This window comes from Xanthomonas sp. LF07-6 (genome assembly GCF_034105445.1).
Taxonomy (GTDB): Bacteria; Pseudomonadota; Gammaproteobacteria; order Xanthomonadales; family Xanthomonadaceae; genus Xanthomonas_A; species Xanthomonas_A sontii.
In genome coordinates, this window is sequence record NZ_JAXGGI010000010.1 from 1 (window position 1) to 15,619 (window position 15,619).

Genomic DNA, 15,619 nt, shown 5'->3' on the forward strand with positions numbered 1-15,619 from the left:
ACAGCCGCGACCTGGGCAACGAGGCCTTCGCCCAGCGCTACGTGGTCGCGCAGGATCCCACGGCGAAGCTGGCGGCCTACCCGCCGAAGATCCGCGAGGCGATCGCCGCCAACCGCGTGACCAAGGGCATGACCCGCGAGCAGGTGCTGATGGCGCTGGGCTATCCGATCACCAGCGAGAACCCGAGCCTGGACGCGCCGCTGTGGCGCTACTGGCTCGACAGCTTCAACGAGTTCCAGGTGTCCTTCGACGGCGCCGGTAAGGTCGAGAAGGTCACCGCCGATCCGAAGACCCAGAACCTGGTCTGGCAACCGTAAGCCCAGTGTGCCCTGGCGCCGCGCTCCCGACGCGATGGGAGGCGGCGCGAGCGGCGCGCCGTGACCGCGGCCTGCCGCGACCATGGCCCACCGAGACGGCAGTACCGCACGCGCACTGCCACCCTGCTGCGCTCAGCGGCTCAGCACCTGCGGCGGATCGCTCCGCGTCGGGCCCTGTTGCGTGGCCTGCAGCGCCTGTTCCTGCTCCTGCGCCTGGCGCTGCGCCTGGCCCTGCTGCGCGCCCAGTTGCTGCAGCTGCTGGTAGGTCTCCTGCGCCGGCCGCGCGATCGCCTCGCTGGTGGGCATGTGCGCGCGGTTGGCGTAGGGATCGGGCGAAACGTCGCCGCCATTGCGGTACACGAACGCCAGTTCGCCGCCCTGGTGCGCGGCGGTGGGCCGGTTGAAGCCTACCGCCAGCTGATCGCGCTCGCTGAAGCCGTTCTGCCTGGCCAGCAAGGTCAGGCTGGCGGTCATGCGCTCGCTGTTGTCGTCCCAGCCCTTGCCGATCGCCTGTTCGGCCTGGGCCACGCCGCTGCGGACCCGCTCGTGCAGGGCGCGGTCTGCGGCACCCGGCGCGGCGGCCGGCTCACTGGCGCGCGGCGCAGGCGGTTCGGGTGTCGGCGCCGGTGCGGAGCCATCGCGGAATCCCGCCGGCAGCACATCGCGCGGCACCTGCGCGGCGTCGATGCCGAGCGCCTTCAGGTCGGCATGCACCGCCGGCGGCGTGCGCTCGGGGTGCTGCGCCTGCGCCCGGTCCTCGGCATCGGCGATCTGCGCCAGCGCGCGCTCGCCATAGTTCTGCGGATAGCCGCGCGCGTCGTAGAACAGCTTGCCCATCGCCTCCACGTTGCGCGGATTGTCGGCGTCGATCTTCAGATCCTTGCCGAAGCTCAGCCCGTCCTTGGCGGTGTAGGTGGCCTTGCTGCCCACGCCCTGCTTGTCGATGTAGCTCGCCATCTCGCTGCTGGCGTTGTACAGGTCCTTGAGCGTGGCCTTGGGATTGTTGCGGGTGACGTAGTCGGCCAGCGTGTTGACCCCGGCGATCTCGTCCTTGGCCTCGCGGGTGCGCTGTTCCTGCCCGTAGGCCTTGAGCGTGGCGGTGTAGTCGTGCGGCGAGGGCGAGGCGGCGATGCCGTCGACCTTGGCGGCGAACGCGGCATCGCTGCGGTCGATGGCGGCCTTGTTGATGGCATGGCCGATCTCGTGGCCCAGCACGATGCGGGCGGTGTTGGCCGAATCGTCGCGCGGCGCGTTCATCCTGGCCGTGGCCAGCACGTCCATCGGCAACTCGATCTGCCCGGTGCGCGGGCTGTACGCGCCGGTGCCCGCCTCGGGACTGGGCGCAAAGCCCGACAGCTGCTGTTGCCCGATCGCCTGCTCCACGCGCGAGCGCAGCTCCGGCGTGTTGTCCAGCATCTGCCGCAGCGCCTGGCCTTCCTTCGGATGCGCCTGCGCGAACGTGTCGACCATGCCCTTCAGGCGTTCGTCGTCGTGTGCCATCTCCGCGCTCCTTAGCCGTCGACCAGGATCTGCAGCATCTCCACGCACGCCTGCGCATCGTGCTCGCCGGCGTCCTTGCCGACGAAGGCGTACACGGCGACCGCGCCGCGTTCGAAATGCCAGCGGCCGGCGCTGCCCTGGCGCGGCGGCGCAATCCAGCGCGGCACGAAGCCGGCCGCGACCAGTGCCTGGCGATACGCGTCCAACGATTGCGTGCACCGCGCCGGCGCCGCGCCCGGCGCGGGGGTGAAGCGCAGGTCCAGCCGCGACGGCGGGGCATCGTCGGCATCGGCGACCGATTCCAGCGTGTAGCCGCCACCGCCGGCGAGCGTGCCAGATGCGCTGAACGTATGCCCGCCCTCGTCCTCGACCTGCAGACCGGTCTGCGCCGCGACCTGGGCGGCGACCAGGTCCTGCCTGCCGCCGATCGCCAGGATCAACCGTACTACGCCTTGTGCCAGGTGCTCTGGCGTCATCTCCGACATGGTCCGCTCCGTGTGTGCAGGGGTGATCGAGGGGGAAGAGGACTGCGCGCCGGCACACGCGGCCAGCAGCGCGGTGGCCAGCAGCAGGGCCGTACGCGGCGCCGGGCGCATGCCGGCTGCGCGGCGCGGCATGCGGCCATTGCGATGAAACATCCGCTCCATGAATCGCCTCTCCGTCGAGCGCCTGCCGCGCACCGCAGCGCGGCCAGGCTTGGGTGTGCGATTGTAGCCAGCGCACCAGGGTCGCGCAGCCCGCCGCTGCGCTGGCGCGTCAGTCCCAGTCGGCGCGGCGCTGCCAGACGAAGCCGGGCAGATCGATACGCTTGCGCGGCGTGCCGTCCCAGTCCACGGTGAAGCCCGCCGCACGCAACGCCGCGGCGACCTGCTGGCCGACCACCAGGTCTGCCTCTTCGCGCCCCTCCAGATCGCCGAATGCCAGCATCAGCCCGCCGCCGTCGATCGCGCGCTCCATGTCCTGGCCGTGATAGAAGCAGTAGCCGTGGTAGCGCCGGTCCGGCGTGTCGGCCACCGCCTGGTTCACTTCGACGTGACCGTCGGACATGGTGTAGCCGGCATTGGCCAGCGCGCAGATGCCGGCGTCGTGCAGCCGCTCGAACAGCGCCTCGAGCCGGTCGCAATCGGTCTGCGCCGGCCAGGTCTGTTCCGCCTGCTGCTTGGCCTGCCACTGGCTGGCGACCGAGGCGCGCAACATGGCCTCGTCGCAGTCGTCTTCGAGGATGTCCTCGAGCATCTCCTGGATCTCGTCCTGGGAGTAGAACCCGGACCAGACCCATTTGCGGATCTCGTCGTACACGTAGGCGTCGGATTCGTTCATGGTCGCTCCTGCGGTCTTCGGCGCATGCCGCGCGCACTGTAGCAGGGCCATCCAGTCGCGTTGCTGACGATCCGGCGCTAGCGAGTTCGCCTGGCATCTGCTACGCAAGCATCACCCACGGCCTCTGCGACCACCATGACCCTGTTGTTCCTATCGGCTTTGGAATTAGACTGATACGCGAGATCTTTCAACACACCCGTGCCGCTCGGCGCGCTCCTCTCGAATACCAGCACCGACATGAATCGAATGGAGCAGCGGATACTCAACAACGTCGAGAAATTCGGTTGTCACATCACCTCCGTTTTCGATCCGAGTCAGATCCAGCAGCCCTTCTCCTACTCCATCGGTTTGGCAAAAACCCTCGGTATCCCAGAGGTCATTGTCGTCGGGGTTCGCTCCGACCTTGGCAGCGCCTTGATCAACCGTTACATGGAGCGTGCTCGCAACGGCGAGCTTTTCGTAGCGGGCCTCCCATATACGGGCTTTCTCGAAGGGTTTCCGGTGCAGTTCCGCCAAGTCCTGGAGGTTCATCGCGAGACCTACATGCTGTCTGCAACCTGGTTTCATGGTGGTACCGACTATGCTGCCCTGCAGATTGTCTATCCGACACTTGGAGGAGTCTGGCCTTGGGATCCAGACGCTTCCGATGACGTTCGCCAGAGTCAGCCGCTGCTGGATGGTGCGGGGATCAGCATTTGATGAAGAGCGTCGTCGGCTGGCTGTTGCTCTTTTCCAGCAGTTGGATGCTGGGAGCCGTCCTGAACGACCTCGCATCGAGTGATGGCCTGATCAACCTAGCCCACGATCGCCGTGGCGAATGGTCCGCCTTGACGACACCCATCATCGCGAGTGTCGGTGTGTTGTTGAGTTACTGCGGTGCGCGTTGGCTGATCCTGAAGAAGACCTGCAGGCCATGGCACGTCGCCGGCACTGCCGTTCTGGTGGTGTCCCTCTCATTTTGGCCGCTGACGTCGCACTTCCACCCCGCCGTCTGATGATGGACGTTCAACCGCGCACAGCGTGGCACCGCCGGAGCCGTTGGCGGCGGTGTCGTTGCGGACCACGCTTCCGCGCTGCGAACATACGCCGTGCAGCCTTCTCCCCGGGGAACCCGGGGAGAGGCGTGGCGAGCGCGCTGCGGTCAGCGGCGCGCGCCGTGTCTACGCCCTTAGCAGGCGTGTTCGACCAGCAACGGCGCCACCTGACGCGGACCACGCCGCGAGGTCGAGGTACCGGCCTTGCCCAAGAGCTTGGCCTGGCTCCGCGCCGGCATGTCGCCGTTGCTGCCCGCCACGCGGAACAGCGTCACCGCCTCGCCGAGCTGGATTGCCTGCTCTTCCATCGCCTGGGCCGCCGCCGCGGCTTCTTCCACCAGGGCGGCATTCTGCTGGGTGGCCTGGTCCATGTGAGTGATGGTCTGGGTAACCTGTTCGATGCCGCTCGACTGCTCCTGCGAGGCGGCCGAGATCTCGGTCATGAAGTCGGTCACGCGCTGCACGCTGACGACGATCTCGTGCATGGTGCTGCCGGCGTTGTTGACCAACAACGAGCCTGCGTCCACCTTGCTCACCGAGTCGTCGATCAGCTGCTTGATCTCCTTGGCGGCCTCGGCCGAGCGCTGCGCCAGCACCCGCACTTCGCTGGCGACCACGGCAAAACCGCGGCCCTGCTCACCGGCACGCGCCGCCTCTACCGCGGCGTTGAGCGCGAGGATGTTGGTCTGGAAGGCGATGCCGTCGATCACGCCGATGATGTCGGCGATCCGCCTGGACGAGGTCTGGATGCCGTTCATCGTGTCGATGACCTGGGCCACCACCGCGCCGCCTTGCGACGCCACCGCGGTCGCGCCGATGGCCAACTGGTTGGCCTGGCTGGCGCGTTCGGCATTTTGGCGCACGGTGGAGGTCAGCTCTTCCATCGAGGCGGCGGTTTCCTCCAGGCTGGCGGCCTGTTGCTCGGTGCGACGCGACAGATCGGTGTTGCCGGCGGCGATCTCGCCGGCGGCGCCGGTGATCTGCCCGGACGCATGCTGGATGCGGCCGACGATCCCGGTCAGCTGGGCCACGGTGGCATCGGCATCCTCGCGCATCTGCGCGAACACGCCCTGGAACTGCCCCTCCATGCGCGTGGTCAGGTCGCCGCTCGCGATGTCCTGCAGCAGTTTGGACAGCGCCTGCAGATTGCCGTCGGTGGTCGCCATCAACTGGTTCAACCCCTCGACCATGTCGCGGAAGTCGTACTGGAAGCGCGCAGTGTCGCCGCGCACGGCGAAATCGCCGGCGGCCGCGGCGTCGACCAGTTGCCCGATCTCGGCATTCATCGCCGACAGATTGCGCTTGACCTGGTCCATGGTCTCGGTGAGCGCGGCCTGCTCGCCAGGCAGGCGATCCATGTCCTGCGACAGGTCGCCGATCGCGTAGCGTCCCATGATCTCGAGCAGGCGCTGCTGGAGACTCACGTGCATGTCGAGCAACGCATTGCTCTCCCGCACCATGCGTGCGTATTCGCCGGGGAACGCGTCCTCGTCCATGCGCTGGCTGACGTCGCCGCGCTCGTGGTGCCTGGCCACCTGCGACTGTGCCGCCATCACCGCCTGCAGCTGCGCCTGCATGCGGTCCATGCTGGTCAGCAGGCGGCCAGTCTCGTCCTTGGGCTGCGGCGGGATCCGATGGTCCAGCCGGCCCTGGGCGATGGATTCGGCGATTTCGGTCGCGCGCCCGAGCGGTCCGGCCAGGCTGCGGGTGATCAGCACGCTCAAGATCGCGCCGAGCACCGCCGCCAGCAGGCCGAACCCGATCAAGGCACGATTGCTGAAGACCAGGGCCGCCTGGATCTGCTCGGAGCTGAGCGCGTTCTGCCGGATCTGCAGATCGACCGCGTTCTGGATCACCTGCACGCGCCGCGCCAGCAACGGCGCGGCGTCGCCGTACAGCAGCTGCTTGGCCGCCTCGATCTCGCCGGAACTGGCCAGCGCCAGCACCCGGCTGTTGACCGACCGTGCGGCCGCCTGCGCGTCATGGATCTGCTTACGCATGGCAAGACCTGCCGGCGTGCCCGGCAGGGCGTCCAGCGCCTTGCGGCGGCGATCGTTGTCGACGCGGATCTCCTGGATCTTCGCGGCGAGCGCCGGGCGCTTGTCGGCCGGCGACAGCATCATGTCGCGCAGATAGCGCTCCGCGCTCATATTGTTGCGCAGCATGGTGTACAGCAGTTCGGTCTTCAGGTTGTTCTCGTGGACGATCTTGTCGACCGCCTGGCGCACGTTGTGTAACTGGTAGAGCGCCAAGGTAGAGGAAGCGCCAAGCAGTACGATCAGCAGGCCGAACGACAGCGCAAGGCGCTGACTCACCTTGAAGGAGTGAAAGAAGTGCATCGTGGGGGACTCGCGAGGGGGGGTACCTCTATCGGTCTCAGCCCCGCGAACTTGACCCCAAGCGAGCGACCCAGGTCCCAAATCCGGACATTCGCAGGCGCAGATGTCGCTGGCGTCGCATCACCGCGCTGCACCGCCGATGCCCAGGAAAGCAGATACGCCACCGTATCGTCCGCAGCGCGCGCGGCAGGCGCGAACGGCGTTGTTGGCGCACACCAAAACGCGCGTCATGCCTGCAACGGCGCGGTCTGCGCGGCATCGGCCGTCGCCTGGCACGCGTCGTCAGGCGCACCGGACAAGCTGCGCGCATGCAGAGCGCGCGGTCGCAGCGGCCAAGCCGGCGCGACCGCGCGGTGCCATGCACGTCATGACCGTGAATCGGCCTACTTGACCTCCACCGCGCCGAGATCGCACACCGCGGTATTGCGGGGATTGCCGCGCTGGTCGATGGCGGCGCAGCCGCTGCCGGCATTCAGCGCCGGGCTGTTGGCCGCAGGCAGCTGGGTGAGCGTCGGCCCGCCGTTGCTGGCCGGGGCCGACAGCAGCGGATCGGCCGCTTTCAGGGTGCCCGCGGCCAGGCAGGCATTCGGCCACACCGCGCCCTTGGCCGAGTACTCGATGAGGTTGTTGCCGGTGTTGCTCTGGTTGTTGCAGAACACGCGCTCGGTCTTGGAGTACAGGATGCTGTTGCGGAGGTCGAACCTGTCGCCGAACAGGGTCACCCACGGCGTGTTTTCGGCGAAGGTGACGTTGTTGAAGCGCACGCTGGGGCTGCCCTGGTCGCCGTTGGCCGGCTGCCAGCCGACGTGCTGGATGGCCGCGCCCACGCCTTTCGCGTAGTTGCCGTAGAAAGTGCTGTTGCTGACGTCGCAGGCGCCGTAGCAATCCAGGTACAGCGCGCCGGCGTTGCCCTGTTGGGCCTTGTTGGACAGGAAGCTGGTCTCGGCGACGTTGATGGTGCCCGGCGTGGTGATGGCGGTGCCGGCATGCGAGGTGTCGGTGAAGCCCATGCTGATGCGCGCGCCGCCGCCGGGGCCGCCGGTGGCGACGTTGTTGGCGAAGGTGGAGTACTTCACGTCGATGGTGTCCGGCGCGTACGCCCACAACGTGGCGCCGCCGGAGCCATTGGCGGCAACGTTGTTGCGGACCACGGTGCCGCACACCGCCAGCGTGCCGCCACTGCCGACGCCGCCCTTGAGATAGCCGGCCAGCGATGCGCCGTCGGTGTCGATCGCCCCGCCACCGCCGAAGTTGCCGGCATCGGGGAAGCCCTGCGGCGCATTGATCGCCTGGTTGTTGGCGAATTCCGAGCCGACGATGGTGAGCCGGCTGAGCTGGGTGTACAGCGCGCCGCCGAGCCAGGAGCTGTTCTTGTAGAAGCCGCTGCGGACGATGGTCACCTCGGCGTCGCTGCCGGCGAAGATGGCGCCGCCGCCGATGCTGCTGCGGTTGGCCAGGAACTGGCTGTTGATGACTTCCAGCTTGCCGCGGTAACCGACCTTGATCGCGCCGCCACCCCAGGTGCCCGGGTCGTAGGCCTGGTTCGATGCCGGCTGCACGGAGCTGCCGTTCTGCAGTTTCAGGTTGCGCACCGACAGCGCGCTGCCGGCATTGACCAGCAGGATCCGGGCGGACTGGCGGCCGTCCAGGGTGATCCTGCCCTGGCCGTCGATCACCGTGGGCGTCGTCGCCGCGATGACGATCGAACGGGCGACGGCGATGCTGGTCGGCTTGCTGCCGCAGTTGAAGGTGATGTAGCCGCCTTGCGCCGCAGCGGTGGCCAGCGCACTGGCGGTGCAACTGGCCTGCGTGCCGGTGCCGACCACGGTGGTCGCGGTCGGCAGCACCCAGGCCTGCGGCACGCTGCATTGCGGCGCGGCGGGGACGGCGGCGATCGCCGTGGCGGCGGTCATGAGAGCGAGGACACCCAGCGCGCGTGCGCTGGTGGTGAGGGAGAACGTCGTGGTCATGATCATGCTCGATAGGGTTGCGGGGGAACAACACGACGCGCGACAGTCATCCGACCGTCATCCACGTCGCTGACACCTCGAGTGCAACCGGCGGCCTGCGCCGACCGGCGGCATAGGGTGCTTGAGCGCGTGTGGAGCGACCACAACGCAGGTAGCAGATCGCGCGATTGCGTGCGCCGGGCATGCGACAGCGTGTCGATGCGCGGCGTGCGGCACGCTTTGGGTGCGTCGCAGGACACGTTCCTGCATCGCGTCCAGCCGCTGCGGATGCGCGCGAGGCGCCTGGCCAGCGCTACAGCGTGTCCAGACGTTCGCGCAACTGCTGCGCCTGTGCGCGCAAGGCCTGCAGTTGCGTGGCCGGCAGCTTGCGCAACTGGCGGTAGACCATGTCCAGGCGACGATTGCGCCCCAGCGTGTCCTGGTGCCGCGCGAAGAAGTCCCAGTACAGCGCGTTGTACGGACACGCACGCGCGCCGGTCTTCTGCTTGCGGTCGTAACGGCAGCCCTGGCAGTAATCGCTCATGCGGTCGATGTAGGCCGCGCTGCTGACGTAGGGCTTGGTCGCGAGCAGGCCGCCGTCGGCGAACTGGCTCATGCCGACGGTGTTGGGCAGTTCGACCCATTCGAACGCGTCGATGTAGACGCCCAGGTACCAGCGATGCACCGCCGCCGGATCCAGGCCGGCGAGCAGGGCGAAGTTGCCGATCACCATCAGCCGCTGGATATGGTGCGCGTATGCATCCTGCAGCGATTGGCCGATGGCGTGCTGCAGGCAGCGCATGTGCGTGTCGCCGGTCCAGAACCAGGCCGGCAGCGGCGTGTCGTGGCCGAGCGCATTGCGCGCTTCATAGCCAGGCATGTGTGCCCAGTAGATGCCGCGCACGTACTCGCGCCAGCCCAGGATCTGCCGCACGAAACCTTCCACCGCTGCCAGCGGCGCGGCGCCAGCGCTATAGGCCGCCAGCGCGCGCTGCACCACGTCCTGCGGCCGCAGCATCTTGGTGTTGAGGGCGAAGGAAAGCTGCGAATGGAACAGGCGCGGACTGCGCGTGCTCATCGCATCCTCGTAGCGGCCGAAATGCGGCAGGGCGTCGACGATGAAGCGATCGAGGCAGGTCAGCGCCTCGGCCCGGTTCAGCGGCCAGCGCAACGTCTCTGCCTGCGGTTGGCCGAAGCTGGCGACGCCGGCGGCCTGGATGCTGGCCCACAGCGCGCGGTGATCGTGGGTCGGGCGCGCATCGGGCGGTGGCGGCGGCTCGCCATGCCAGGGCTGGCGATTGTCGTGGTCGTAGTTCCACTGCCCGCCCTCGGGCGTGCCGTCCGCCGCCAGCAGGATGCGGTGGCGCTTGCGCATGTGCCGGTAGAAATGCTCCATCAGCCACTGCCCACGTCCGCGGAAAAAGTCCGCCACTTCGTTGCGACGCGTGTAGAAGTGCGCGCTGTCCACCGCCTCGGTGGCGAAGGCCTGCATCGCCCCCCACTGCCGCAGCTGTTGGTCCAGACGCCATTCGTCCGGATCCTGATACTGCAGGCGCTGCGCACCGTAGTGCGCCATCAGCGCCTCGAGATTGGCGGGGATGGACTGGCGATTGCTGGCGTCATCGATCGCCACGTAGCGCACGCGGTGGCCCGTCGCCCGCAGCTGGCGGGCGAAATCGCGCATCGCGGCGAACACCGCCAGGATCTTCTGCGCATGGTGCAGGACGTAGTCGGTCTCCTGCCGCACTTCCATCAACACATACACCACGCCGGGATCGCGCACGTCGAACCAGGCGTGCTCGGGATCGAGCTGGTCGCCGAGCACCAGGCGCAGGGTGTGGGCGGTGGGGGGCAGCGGACTCATGCGGGGCGGCACGCCTGCTGGCATGCGGTGCGCCAGCGCACGACCCGGCTCATTGCGCCTCCGGCGCGCGCACGCGCTTGCGCTCGCCACGGCAGCGGTCGGAACAATACTTCACCTCGTCCCAGACCTTCTCCCACTTCTTGCGCCAGCGGAACGGCCGGCCGCAATGCAGGCAAGGCTTTTCCGGCAGATCCTGTTTCTTGCGCATGCGCGATCCCGCGGCGATATGGGACGGACCGGCGCGGCCGGGGCCGGCAACCGAGTGCATAGTGTGCCCCGCCAGGTCCCCGACGGGACACTCCCGCCGCGACCCAGGCGCAGTCGCGACCGCGTGCTGCCGATGACACCGGACTGCGCTACTGTCCGCCCAGGCTACGCGCCGCGCGGCCCCGCCAGAGTGGATCGTTTATGCACCAGGGATACGCGCTGTTTGTCGCATTGCTGGCCGCGAGCGCGGCGCCTGTCTCCGCTGCGGCGCCTGCGCGGTTGGACGATGCGCTTGCGGCCTACGATGCGAAGGACTACGGCACTTGTGCCGATACCTTGGCGCGCATCGACGCAGCGCCGGCCGGCCTACCGAGCGGAGGCGATCTGTTCTACGTCGAATGCCTGGCCGCTGCCGGGAGAACGGATGCGGCCTTGGCGGTACTCGACGCGCGGTTGGCGCAAGGCCGCATCGATATACAGGAACTCACGCACAAGGACCGACCCGGCCTGAACCGGCTGCGCACCTTACCGTCGTGGTCATCGCTGATCGCCCATGCCGAGACGCTCGATGCCACACGCCAGGCGCGCCTAGACCAGCCACTGCGGCAGGCATTGCTGGCGCGTGTGGAGAAGGATCAGGCCGTCCGACAGAAGGCCATCGACGAGGGAAACACCCCCGCGTCATGGCAGCAGACGGTAGTGGTGGACCAGGACAACACGACTTGGCTGAAGACCATAGTGGCGAAGAAGGGATGGCCGACGCGCACATCGGTGGGCGAAGACGGATCCAAGGCCGCGTTCCTGATCGCCCAGCACGCCACCCTGGACCCCGCCTTCCAGGAGCATGTCCTCGCGTTGATGCAGGCCGCCCTGGCGCAGAAGGAGGCGGATCCTTCCGACGTGGCAATGCTGCAGGATCGCGTGCTGCTGCACCAAGGCAAGCCGCAGCTTTACGGTACGCAGTTCAAAACCGAGCCGGACGGCACGATGGCCCTGGACAGGACCCAGGACATCAACGGCCTGGATGCGCGCCGCGCGACGATGGGCCTGCCGCCGATCGCCGAATACAAGGCCTTTCTGTCCGAGGTCTACCACGCGCCGGTACAATGAACGGACCTAACGTGCATGGCATCTACCCGGGCGCCCTCACTCCTGCGCCGGCCACTCGCGGAACACCACGCAGACCGTGGTCGGGTCCAGCATCGCGAACTCGCGTGCCCCCCAGGGCTTGAGCGCGACGGTACGGCAATTCGGATGCAGCCACTGCGGCGCACGTGCGGACAACTCCGCATAGATCGTGTCGATGCTGTCGGTTTCGATGCCCAGTTCCGGCCGGTCCTTCGCCGCCCACTCGGCGTTTTCCACCAGATAGGCCTTGGCGCCGTCGCGCGCGATCACCGCCATCGTGGCGTCCTGGTACAGCACCTGGAATCCCAGGCCGCCGACGAAGAAATCCAGCCCGTCCTGCATGCGCGCGTAGAAGATCTTGGGAATGAGGTTCTTGAACATGGAGCGACCTTGCGTCGGTGACCAGTGGCGAGTGTACTGGCAGTCCGGGACGCGACATGAGCGCGGAAGACGACCGATGCCGGACGCGGTGTTCTGGTGCACCGCAGACGGCCTGTCCTTTTGCGCGAACACCAGCGAGGGACTGCTCTGCCTCGGCACCGTCATCGCCCGCCTGACCAGCACGTTCGGGACGGTCGAGGTGGCGGAACTGGAATGACCGGCAACGCCGACCGCGCGGTGCTGCGCCGGCCGCGCCGACTACACTACCGCCGATGACCTCGCCCCTGCCCCTGCCGCCGCTGCACCCGCTCGCCGATCCCGCACCGCCTGCCGCCCGCAACGCCGTGGCTTTGGGCAAGCGCCTGTGCCGGCAGGTGGGCCAGGCCATCGCCGATTTCGGCATGATCGGTGCCGGCGACAAGGTGATGGTGTGCCTGTCCGGCGGCAAGGACAGCTACACCCTGCTCGACATCCTGCTGCAGTTGCAGCGCAAGGCGCCGGTACCGTTCGAGCTGGTGGCGGTGAACCTGGACCAGAAGCAGCCGGGCTTTCCCGCCGACGTGCTGCCGACCTACCTGCGCCAGCGCGGCGTGCCCTGGCATGTGATCGAACAGGACACCTATTCGGTGGTCACCCGGGTGGTGCCGGAAGGCAAGACCCTGTGTTCGCTGTGCTCGCGGCTGCGCCGTGGCGCACTGTACCGCTACGCGGCGGAGAACGGCATCACCAAGATCGCGCTGGGCCACCACCGCGACGACATCGTCGCCACGTTCTTCATGAACCTGTTCTTCCACGCCAAGCTGGCGGCGATGGCGCCGGTGCTGCGCAGCGACGATGGCCGCCACGTGGTGATCCGGCCGCTGGCCTACGTGCGTGAGGACGACATCGCCGCCTATGCGCAGGCGCAGGGCTTCCCGCTGATCCCCTGCACGCTGTGCGGCAGCCAGGAGACGCTGCAGCGCCGCCAGGTCGGCCAGCTGCTGCAGCAGTGGGACCGGGAGCATCCGGGGCGGGTGGAGCAGATCGCCCGCGCGCTCGGCAACGTGCATCCGGCGCAGCTGGCCGATCGCGCGCTGTTCGACTTCGCCGCGCTCGGCGGCGCGGCCACGGCCACGGCCGGCGCCTGGGCGGACGACCCGCCGGGCTGATCCATCTCGCTGAACCGCCCGATGCGGTGCCGGGGCGGGCGCGATGCGACAATGGCCGCCGCTCTCCGGCGCATGCCGCCGGACCGTTCCGTTTCCTTCCGCTGGATGCTCGATGTTCTTTCGCAATCTGACCCTGTTCCGCTTTCCCACCACGCTCGATTTCTCCGAGGTCGAGACGCTCCTGCCGGAGGCCCAACTCAAGTCGGTCGGCCCGCTGGAAATGAGTTCGCGTGGCTTCATCTCCCCGTTCGGCCGCGACGAGCAGGAAGCACTGTCGCACCGCATCGCCGACTTCCTGTGGCTGACCGTCGGTGGCGAGGACAAGATCCTGCCCGGCTCGGTGGTCAACGACCTGCTCGCGCGCAAGGTCGCCGAGATCGAGGAGAAGGAAGGCCGGCGCCCCGGCGGCCGCGCACGCAAGCGGCTCAAGGACGACCTGATCCATGAGCTGCTGCCGCGCGCCTTCGTCAAGTCCTCGCGCACCGACGCCATGCTCGACCTGCAGCACGGCTACGTCGCCGTGGACACCTCCAGCCGCAAGACCGGCGAGAACGTGATGTCGGAGATCCGCGGCCTGCTCGGCAGCTTCCCGGCGTTGCCGCTCAACGCCGAAGTGGCGCCGCGCTCGATCCTCACCGGCTGGATCGCCGGCGAGCCGCTGCCCGAAGGCCTGAGCCTGGGCGAAGAATGCGAGATGAAGGATCCGATCGAAGGCGGCGCGGTGGTCAAGTGCCAGCACCAGGAGCTGCGCTGCGACGAGATCGACAAGCACCTGGAAGCCGGCAAGCAGGTCACCAAGCTGGCGCTGGTGCTCGACGACCACGTGTCCTTCGTGCTCGGCGACGATCTGGTGATCCGCAAGCTGAAGTTCCTCGACGGTGCGCTGGACCAGCTCGAGCATGCCGACCAGGACGGCGTGCGCGCCGAACTGGACGCGCGCTTCGCGCTGATGAGCGCCGAAGTGCGGCGCCTGTTCCTGTTGCTGGAAGCGGCGCTGAAACTGAGCAAGGCCGACTGATGCCGCGGCGCAAGCGGGTGCACGCGGCTGTCACCGTGCGCACCCGCGCCGGCGGTATGCTGTGCCCATGCCCGATCTGCTCCGTCGCCTGATCGCGCCGCCCCCGGCGGCCGTCGAACGCGACCTCGTCCGCTTCCGCCTGGACGAGCGCGAGGTCGAGGTGCTGCGCGTGCGCGACCCGCGCGCGCGGCGCATCAAGCTCAGCGTGGACGAACGCGGTGCGCGATTGACCCTGCCGCTGCGGGCCAGCCTGATCGCCGGCGAGCGCTTCCTGCTGGAGAACCGCCAGTGGCTGGCGCAGCAGCTCTCGCGCTATGTCGCCGCCGAGACGCTGACGCCGCTGCGCCCGGGCGAGGCCGGCGAACTGCCGCTGCGCGGGCAGTCGCTGCCGGTGGCCTGGCACGACGCCCGCTACGCGCGCATCGAGGTCGCCGACGGCGTGGCCCACCTGCACCTGCCGCCACGCGGCGGCGATGCGGCGCTGCGCCGCGCGCTGCGCGATTTCTACGAAGCCCAGGCCCGCGCCGACGTCGGCCGCTGGCTGCCGCAGTACCTGCCATCGCTGCCGCGCGCCCCGCGTGCGGTGCGCTACAAGGTCATGTCCTCGCAGTGGGGCTCGCTGGCGCCCGACGGCAGCATGGCGCTGGATCTGGCGCTGGTGCTGGGGCGGCCCTCGGCGTTCGAGTACGTGCTGGTGCACGAACTCTGCCACCTGATCCAGGCCAATCATTCGCCGGCGTTCTGGCACGAAGTGGAAGCGCGCTTCCCCGACTGGCGCGCCGAGCGCACCTGGTTCCACCAGCACGGTCGCCAGCTCAAGGCGCATCTACGCTGGCTGCTGCGGCCGGATCGCGACTGAAGGGCCCATCCACGAACGGTGGGAAACACTCTGTAGAAACAGCTTCAGCCGCGATGCGCGTTCTCGGCAAAGCGCATCGCGGCGGAAGCCGCTCCTGAAGGACAGGCTGCATCCGACAGATCGGCTTGGGCGAGAGCACGTTCGTCGAAGCGCTCGAAGACGCTGCGGCGGGTGCGCCCGGACCGCGGCTGAACACCGAACATCGCGGCGCGATCGACGGCTGCGGCGAGGCTGTGGTCGAGCGGCGAATCGGGCACGCATGCTGCGCTGCGGCACGACATGGCGCAAACAGGGATGCGAACAAGGGGGAATGAGCAGGCGGGTGGGCACGCCGATGCGGTCGCATCGCGGTGTGTTGGCCCAGCGCTGCGGAAGCAGAACTCCATGCAGCGCCCGGCAGGCCCCCTCTCCTCCCGCCTACCGCGAATCAGGCGCGACCTCCGGCGCCAGCGAGGCGGTACGGTCCGTGCGGCACTACGCCGGCATGTCAGGACGCCGGGATCGAGCCGCGTACACAGGACGTATCGCGTCTACGCCTGTTGACGGCAGGCGTGG

At 68.3% G+C, this 15,619-nt stretch carries 17 protein-coding genes; 8 read left to right on the plus strand and 9 right to left on the minus strand.

The genetic code is table 11. The features are described from left to right. On the plus strand, positions 1-317 hold a 317-nt coding region (bamE, locus tag SLW56_RS14850), incomplete at its 5' end, for an outer membrane protein assembly factor BamE (RefSeq protein WP_320695056.1). Between the two features lie 132 nt (positions 318-449). Here the strand turns inward: bamE and SLW56_RS14855 are convergent. The 3 genes from SLW56_RS14855 to SLW56_RS14865 form a co-directional block, all read right to left on the minus strand. Further along, positions 450-1,817 carry an XVIPCD domain-containing protein gene (locus SLW56_RS14855; RefSeq protein ID WP_320695057.1) on the minus strand — a complete coding sequence of 456 codons (1,368 nt, stop codon included), beginning with the start codon at positions 1,815-1,817 and terminating at the stop codon, positions 450-452. Between the two features lie 11 nt (positions 1,818-1,828). Beyond that, a complete protein-coding gene (locus SLW56_RS14860; protein ID WP_320695058.1) occupies positions 1,829-2,434 on the minus strand; it encodes a hypothetical protein in 606 nt (201 codons plus the stop codon). A 139-nt stretch (positions 2,435-2,573) separates the two neighbouring features. Then, positions 2,574-3,137, minus strand: coding sequence for a hypothetical protein (locus tag SLW56_RS14865; RefSeq protein WP_267084840.1), 564 nt, complete (start codon positions 3,135-3,137; stop codon positions 2,574-2,576). Between the two features lie 237 nt (positions 3,138-3,374). Here SLW56_RS14865 and SLW56_RS14870 point away from each other — a divergent pair, with 237 nt between their 5' ends. Continuing rightward, positions 3,375-3,836, plus strand: a complete 462-nt coding sequence (locus SLW56_RS14870) for a DUF4262 domain-containing protein (protein WP_267103331.1) — start codon at positions 3,375-3,377, stop codon at positions 3,834-3,836. After that, positions 3,836-4,132, plus strand: a complete 297-nt coding sequence (locus tag SLW56_RS14875; RefSeq protein WP_295928584.1) for a hypothetical protein — start codon at positions 3,836-3,838, stop codon at positions 4,130-4,132. The genes SLW56_RS14870 and SLW56_RS14875 overlap by 1 nt, the downstream gene beginning before the upstream one ends. A gap of 173 nt (positions 4,133-4,305) precedes the next feature. On the opposite strand, the gene SLW56_RS14880 is transcribed toward SLW56_RS14875, so the two are convergent. The 4 genes from SLW56_RS14880 to SLW56_RS14895 form a co-directional block, all read right to left on the minus strand. Further along, positions 4,306-6,510 (minus strand): methyl-accepting chemotaxis protein, encoded by a 2,205-nt coding sequence (locus tag SLW56_RS14880; protein WP_320695059.1) that lies wholly within the window; start codon positions 6,508-6,510, stop codon positions 4,306-4,308. Between the two features lie 383 nt (positions 6,511-6,893). Continuing rightward, entirely contained in the window at positions 6,894-8,486 is a 1,593-nt protein-coding gene (locus SLW56_RS14885; protein ID WP_320695060.1) for a choice-of-anchor Q domain-containing protein, read from the minus strand. A gap of 286 nt (positions 8,487-8,772) precedes the next feature. After that, positions 8,773-10,323, minus strand: coding sequence for a cryptochrome/photolyase family protein (locus tag SLW56_RS14890; protein WP_267084843.1), 1,551 nt, complete (start codon positions 10,321-10,323; stop codon positions 8,773-8,775). A gap of 49 nt (positions 10,324-10,372) precedes the next feature. Continuing rightward, positions 10,373-10,531, minus strand: coding sequence for a DUF2256 domain-containing protein (locus SLW56_RS14895; RefSeq protein WP_267084844.1), 159 nt, complete (start codon positions 10,529-10,531; stop codon positions 10,373-10,375). A gap of 200 nt (positions 10,532-10,731) precedes the next feature. Between SLW56_RS14895 and SLW56_RS14900 the strand changes: the two genes are divergently transcribed. After that, positions 10,732-11,640, plus strand: coding sequence for a DUF6624 domain-containing protein (locus SLW56_RS14900; protein WP_320695061.1), 909 nt, complete (start codon positions 10,732-10,734; stop codon positions 11,638-11,640). Between the two features lie 36 nt (positions 11,641-11,676). On the opposite strand, the gene SLW56_RS14905 is transcribed toward SLW56_RS14900, so the two are convergent. Beyond that, positions 11,677-12,039: a hypothetical protein gene (locus tag SLW56_RS14905; protein WP_017907949.1), complete on the minus strand. Its 363-nt coding sequence runs from the start codon at positions 12,037-12,039 to the stop codon at positions 11,677-11,679. A gap of 76 nt (positions 12,040-12,115) precedes the next feature. On the opposite strand from SLW56_RS14905, the gene SLW56_RS14910 reads away from it, so the two are divergent. The 4 genes from SLW56_RS14910 to SLW56_RS14925 all read left to right on the plus strand — a co-directional run bounded on the left by SLW56_RS14910 (position 12,116) and on the right by SLW56_RS14925 (position 15,064). After that, positions 12,116-12,256, plus strand: coding sequence for a hypothetical protein (locus SLW56_RS14910; protein WP_320695062.1), 141 nt, complete (start codon positions 12,116-12,118; stop codon positions 12,254-12,256). A gap of 55 nt (positions 12,257-12,311) precedes the next feature. After that, entirely contained in the window at positions 12,312-13,187 is an 876-nt protein-coding gene (ttcA, locus tag SLW56_RS14915; protein ID WP_320695063.1) for a tRNA 2-thiocytidine(32) synthetase TtcA, read from the plus strand. A 112-nt stretch (positions 13,188-13,299) separates the two neighbouring features. Beyond that, the gene (locus tag SLW56_RS14920; RefSeq protein WP_017907953.1) at positions 13,300-14,205 is read left to right on the plus strand and encodes a recombination-associated protein RdgC; all 906 of its coding nucleotides are present in this window, start codon (positions 13,300-13,302) and stop codon (positions 14,203-14,205) included. Positions 14,206-14,272: 67 nt separating this feature from the next. Then, positions 14,273-15,064 carry a SprT family zinc-dependent metalloprotease gene (locus SLW56_RS14925; RefSeq protein ID WP_148828610.1) on the plus strand — a complete coding sequence of 264 codons (792 nt, stop codon included), beginning with the start codon at positions 14,273-14,275 and terminating at the stop codon, positions 15,062-15,064. A gap of 44 nt (positions 15,065-15,108) precedes the next feature. Here SLW56_RS14925 and SLW56_RS14930 read toward each other — a convergent pair whose 3' ends face one another. Then, a complete protein-coding gene (locus tag SLW56_RS14930) occupies positions 15,109-15,321 on the minus strand; it encodes a hypothetical protein (protein WP_320695064.1) in 213 nt (70 codons plus the stop codon). Positions 15,322-15,619 lie beyond the last annotated feature (298 nt).

What these genes read in the sequence shown, in the direction of transcription:
- SLW56_RS14920 (WP_017907953.1), top strand. Translation starts at nt 13,300, where the DNA reads ATGTTCTTTCGCAATCTGACCCTGTTCCGCTTTCCCACCACGCTCGAT.
- ttcA (WP_320695063.1), top strand. Translation starts at nt 12,312, where the DNA reads ATGACCTCGCCCCTGCCCCTGCCGCCGCTGCACCCGCTCGCCGATCCC.
- SLW56_RS14860 (WP_320695058.1), bottom strand. Translation starts at nt 2,434, where the DNA reads ATGCCGCGCCGCGCAGCCGGCATGCGCCCGGCGCCGCGTACGGCCCTG.
- SLW56_RS14870 (WP_267103331.1), top strand. Translation starts at nt 3,375, where the DNA reads ATGAATCGAATGGAGCAGCGGATACTCAACAACGTCGAGAAATTCGGT.
- SLW56_RS14865 (WP_267084840.1), bottom strand. Translation starts at nt 3,137, where the DNA reads ATGAACGAATCCGACGCCTACGTGTACGACGAGATCCGCAAATGGGTC.
- SLW56_RS14905 (WP_017907949.1), bottom strand. Translation starts at nt 12,039, where the DNA reads ATGTTCAAGAACCTCATTCCCAAGATCTTCTACGCGCGCATGCAGGAC.
- SLW56_RS14875 (WP_295928584.1), top strand. Translation starts at nt 3,836, where the DNA reads ATGAAGAGCGTCGTCGGCTGGCTGTTGCTCTTTTCCAGCAGTTGGATG.
- SLW56_RS14910 (WP_320695062.1), top strand. Translation starts at nt 12,116, where the DNA reads ATGCCGGACGCGGTGTTCTGGTGCACCGCAGACGGCCTGTCCTTTTGC.
- SLW56_RS14880 (WP_320695059.1), bottom strand. Translation starts at nt 6,510, where the DNA reads ATGCACTTCTTTCACTCCTTCAAGGTGAGTCAGCGCCTTGCGCTGTCG.
- SLW56_RS14895 (WP_267084844.1), bottom strand. Translation starts at nt 10,531, where the DNA reads ATGCGCAAGAAACAGGATCTGCCGGAAAAGCCTTGCCTGCATTGCGGC.
- SLW56_RS14885 (WP_320695060.1), bottom strand. Translation starts at nt 8,486, where the DNA reads ATGATCATGACCACGACGTTCTCCCTCACCACCAGCGCACGCGCGCTG.
- SLW56_RS14900 (WP_320695061.1), top strand. Translation starts at nt 10,732, where the DNA reads ATGCACCAGGGATACGCGCTGTTTGTCGCATTGCTGGCCGCGAGCGCG.
- SLW56_RS14855 (WP_320695057.1), bottom strand. Translation starts at nt 1,817, where the DNA reads ATGGCACACGACGACGAACGCCTGAAGGGCATGGTCGACACGTTCGCG.
- SLW56_RS14925 (WP_148828610.1), top strand. Translation starts at nt 14,273, where the DNA reads ATGCCCGATCTGCTCCGTCGCCTGATCGCGCCGCCCCCGGCGGCCGTC.
- SLW56_RS14890 (WP_267084843.1), bottom strand. Translation starts at nt 10,323, where the DNA reads ATGAGTCCGCTGCCCCCCACCGCCCACACCCTGCGCCTGGTGCTCGGC.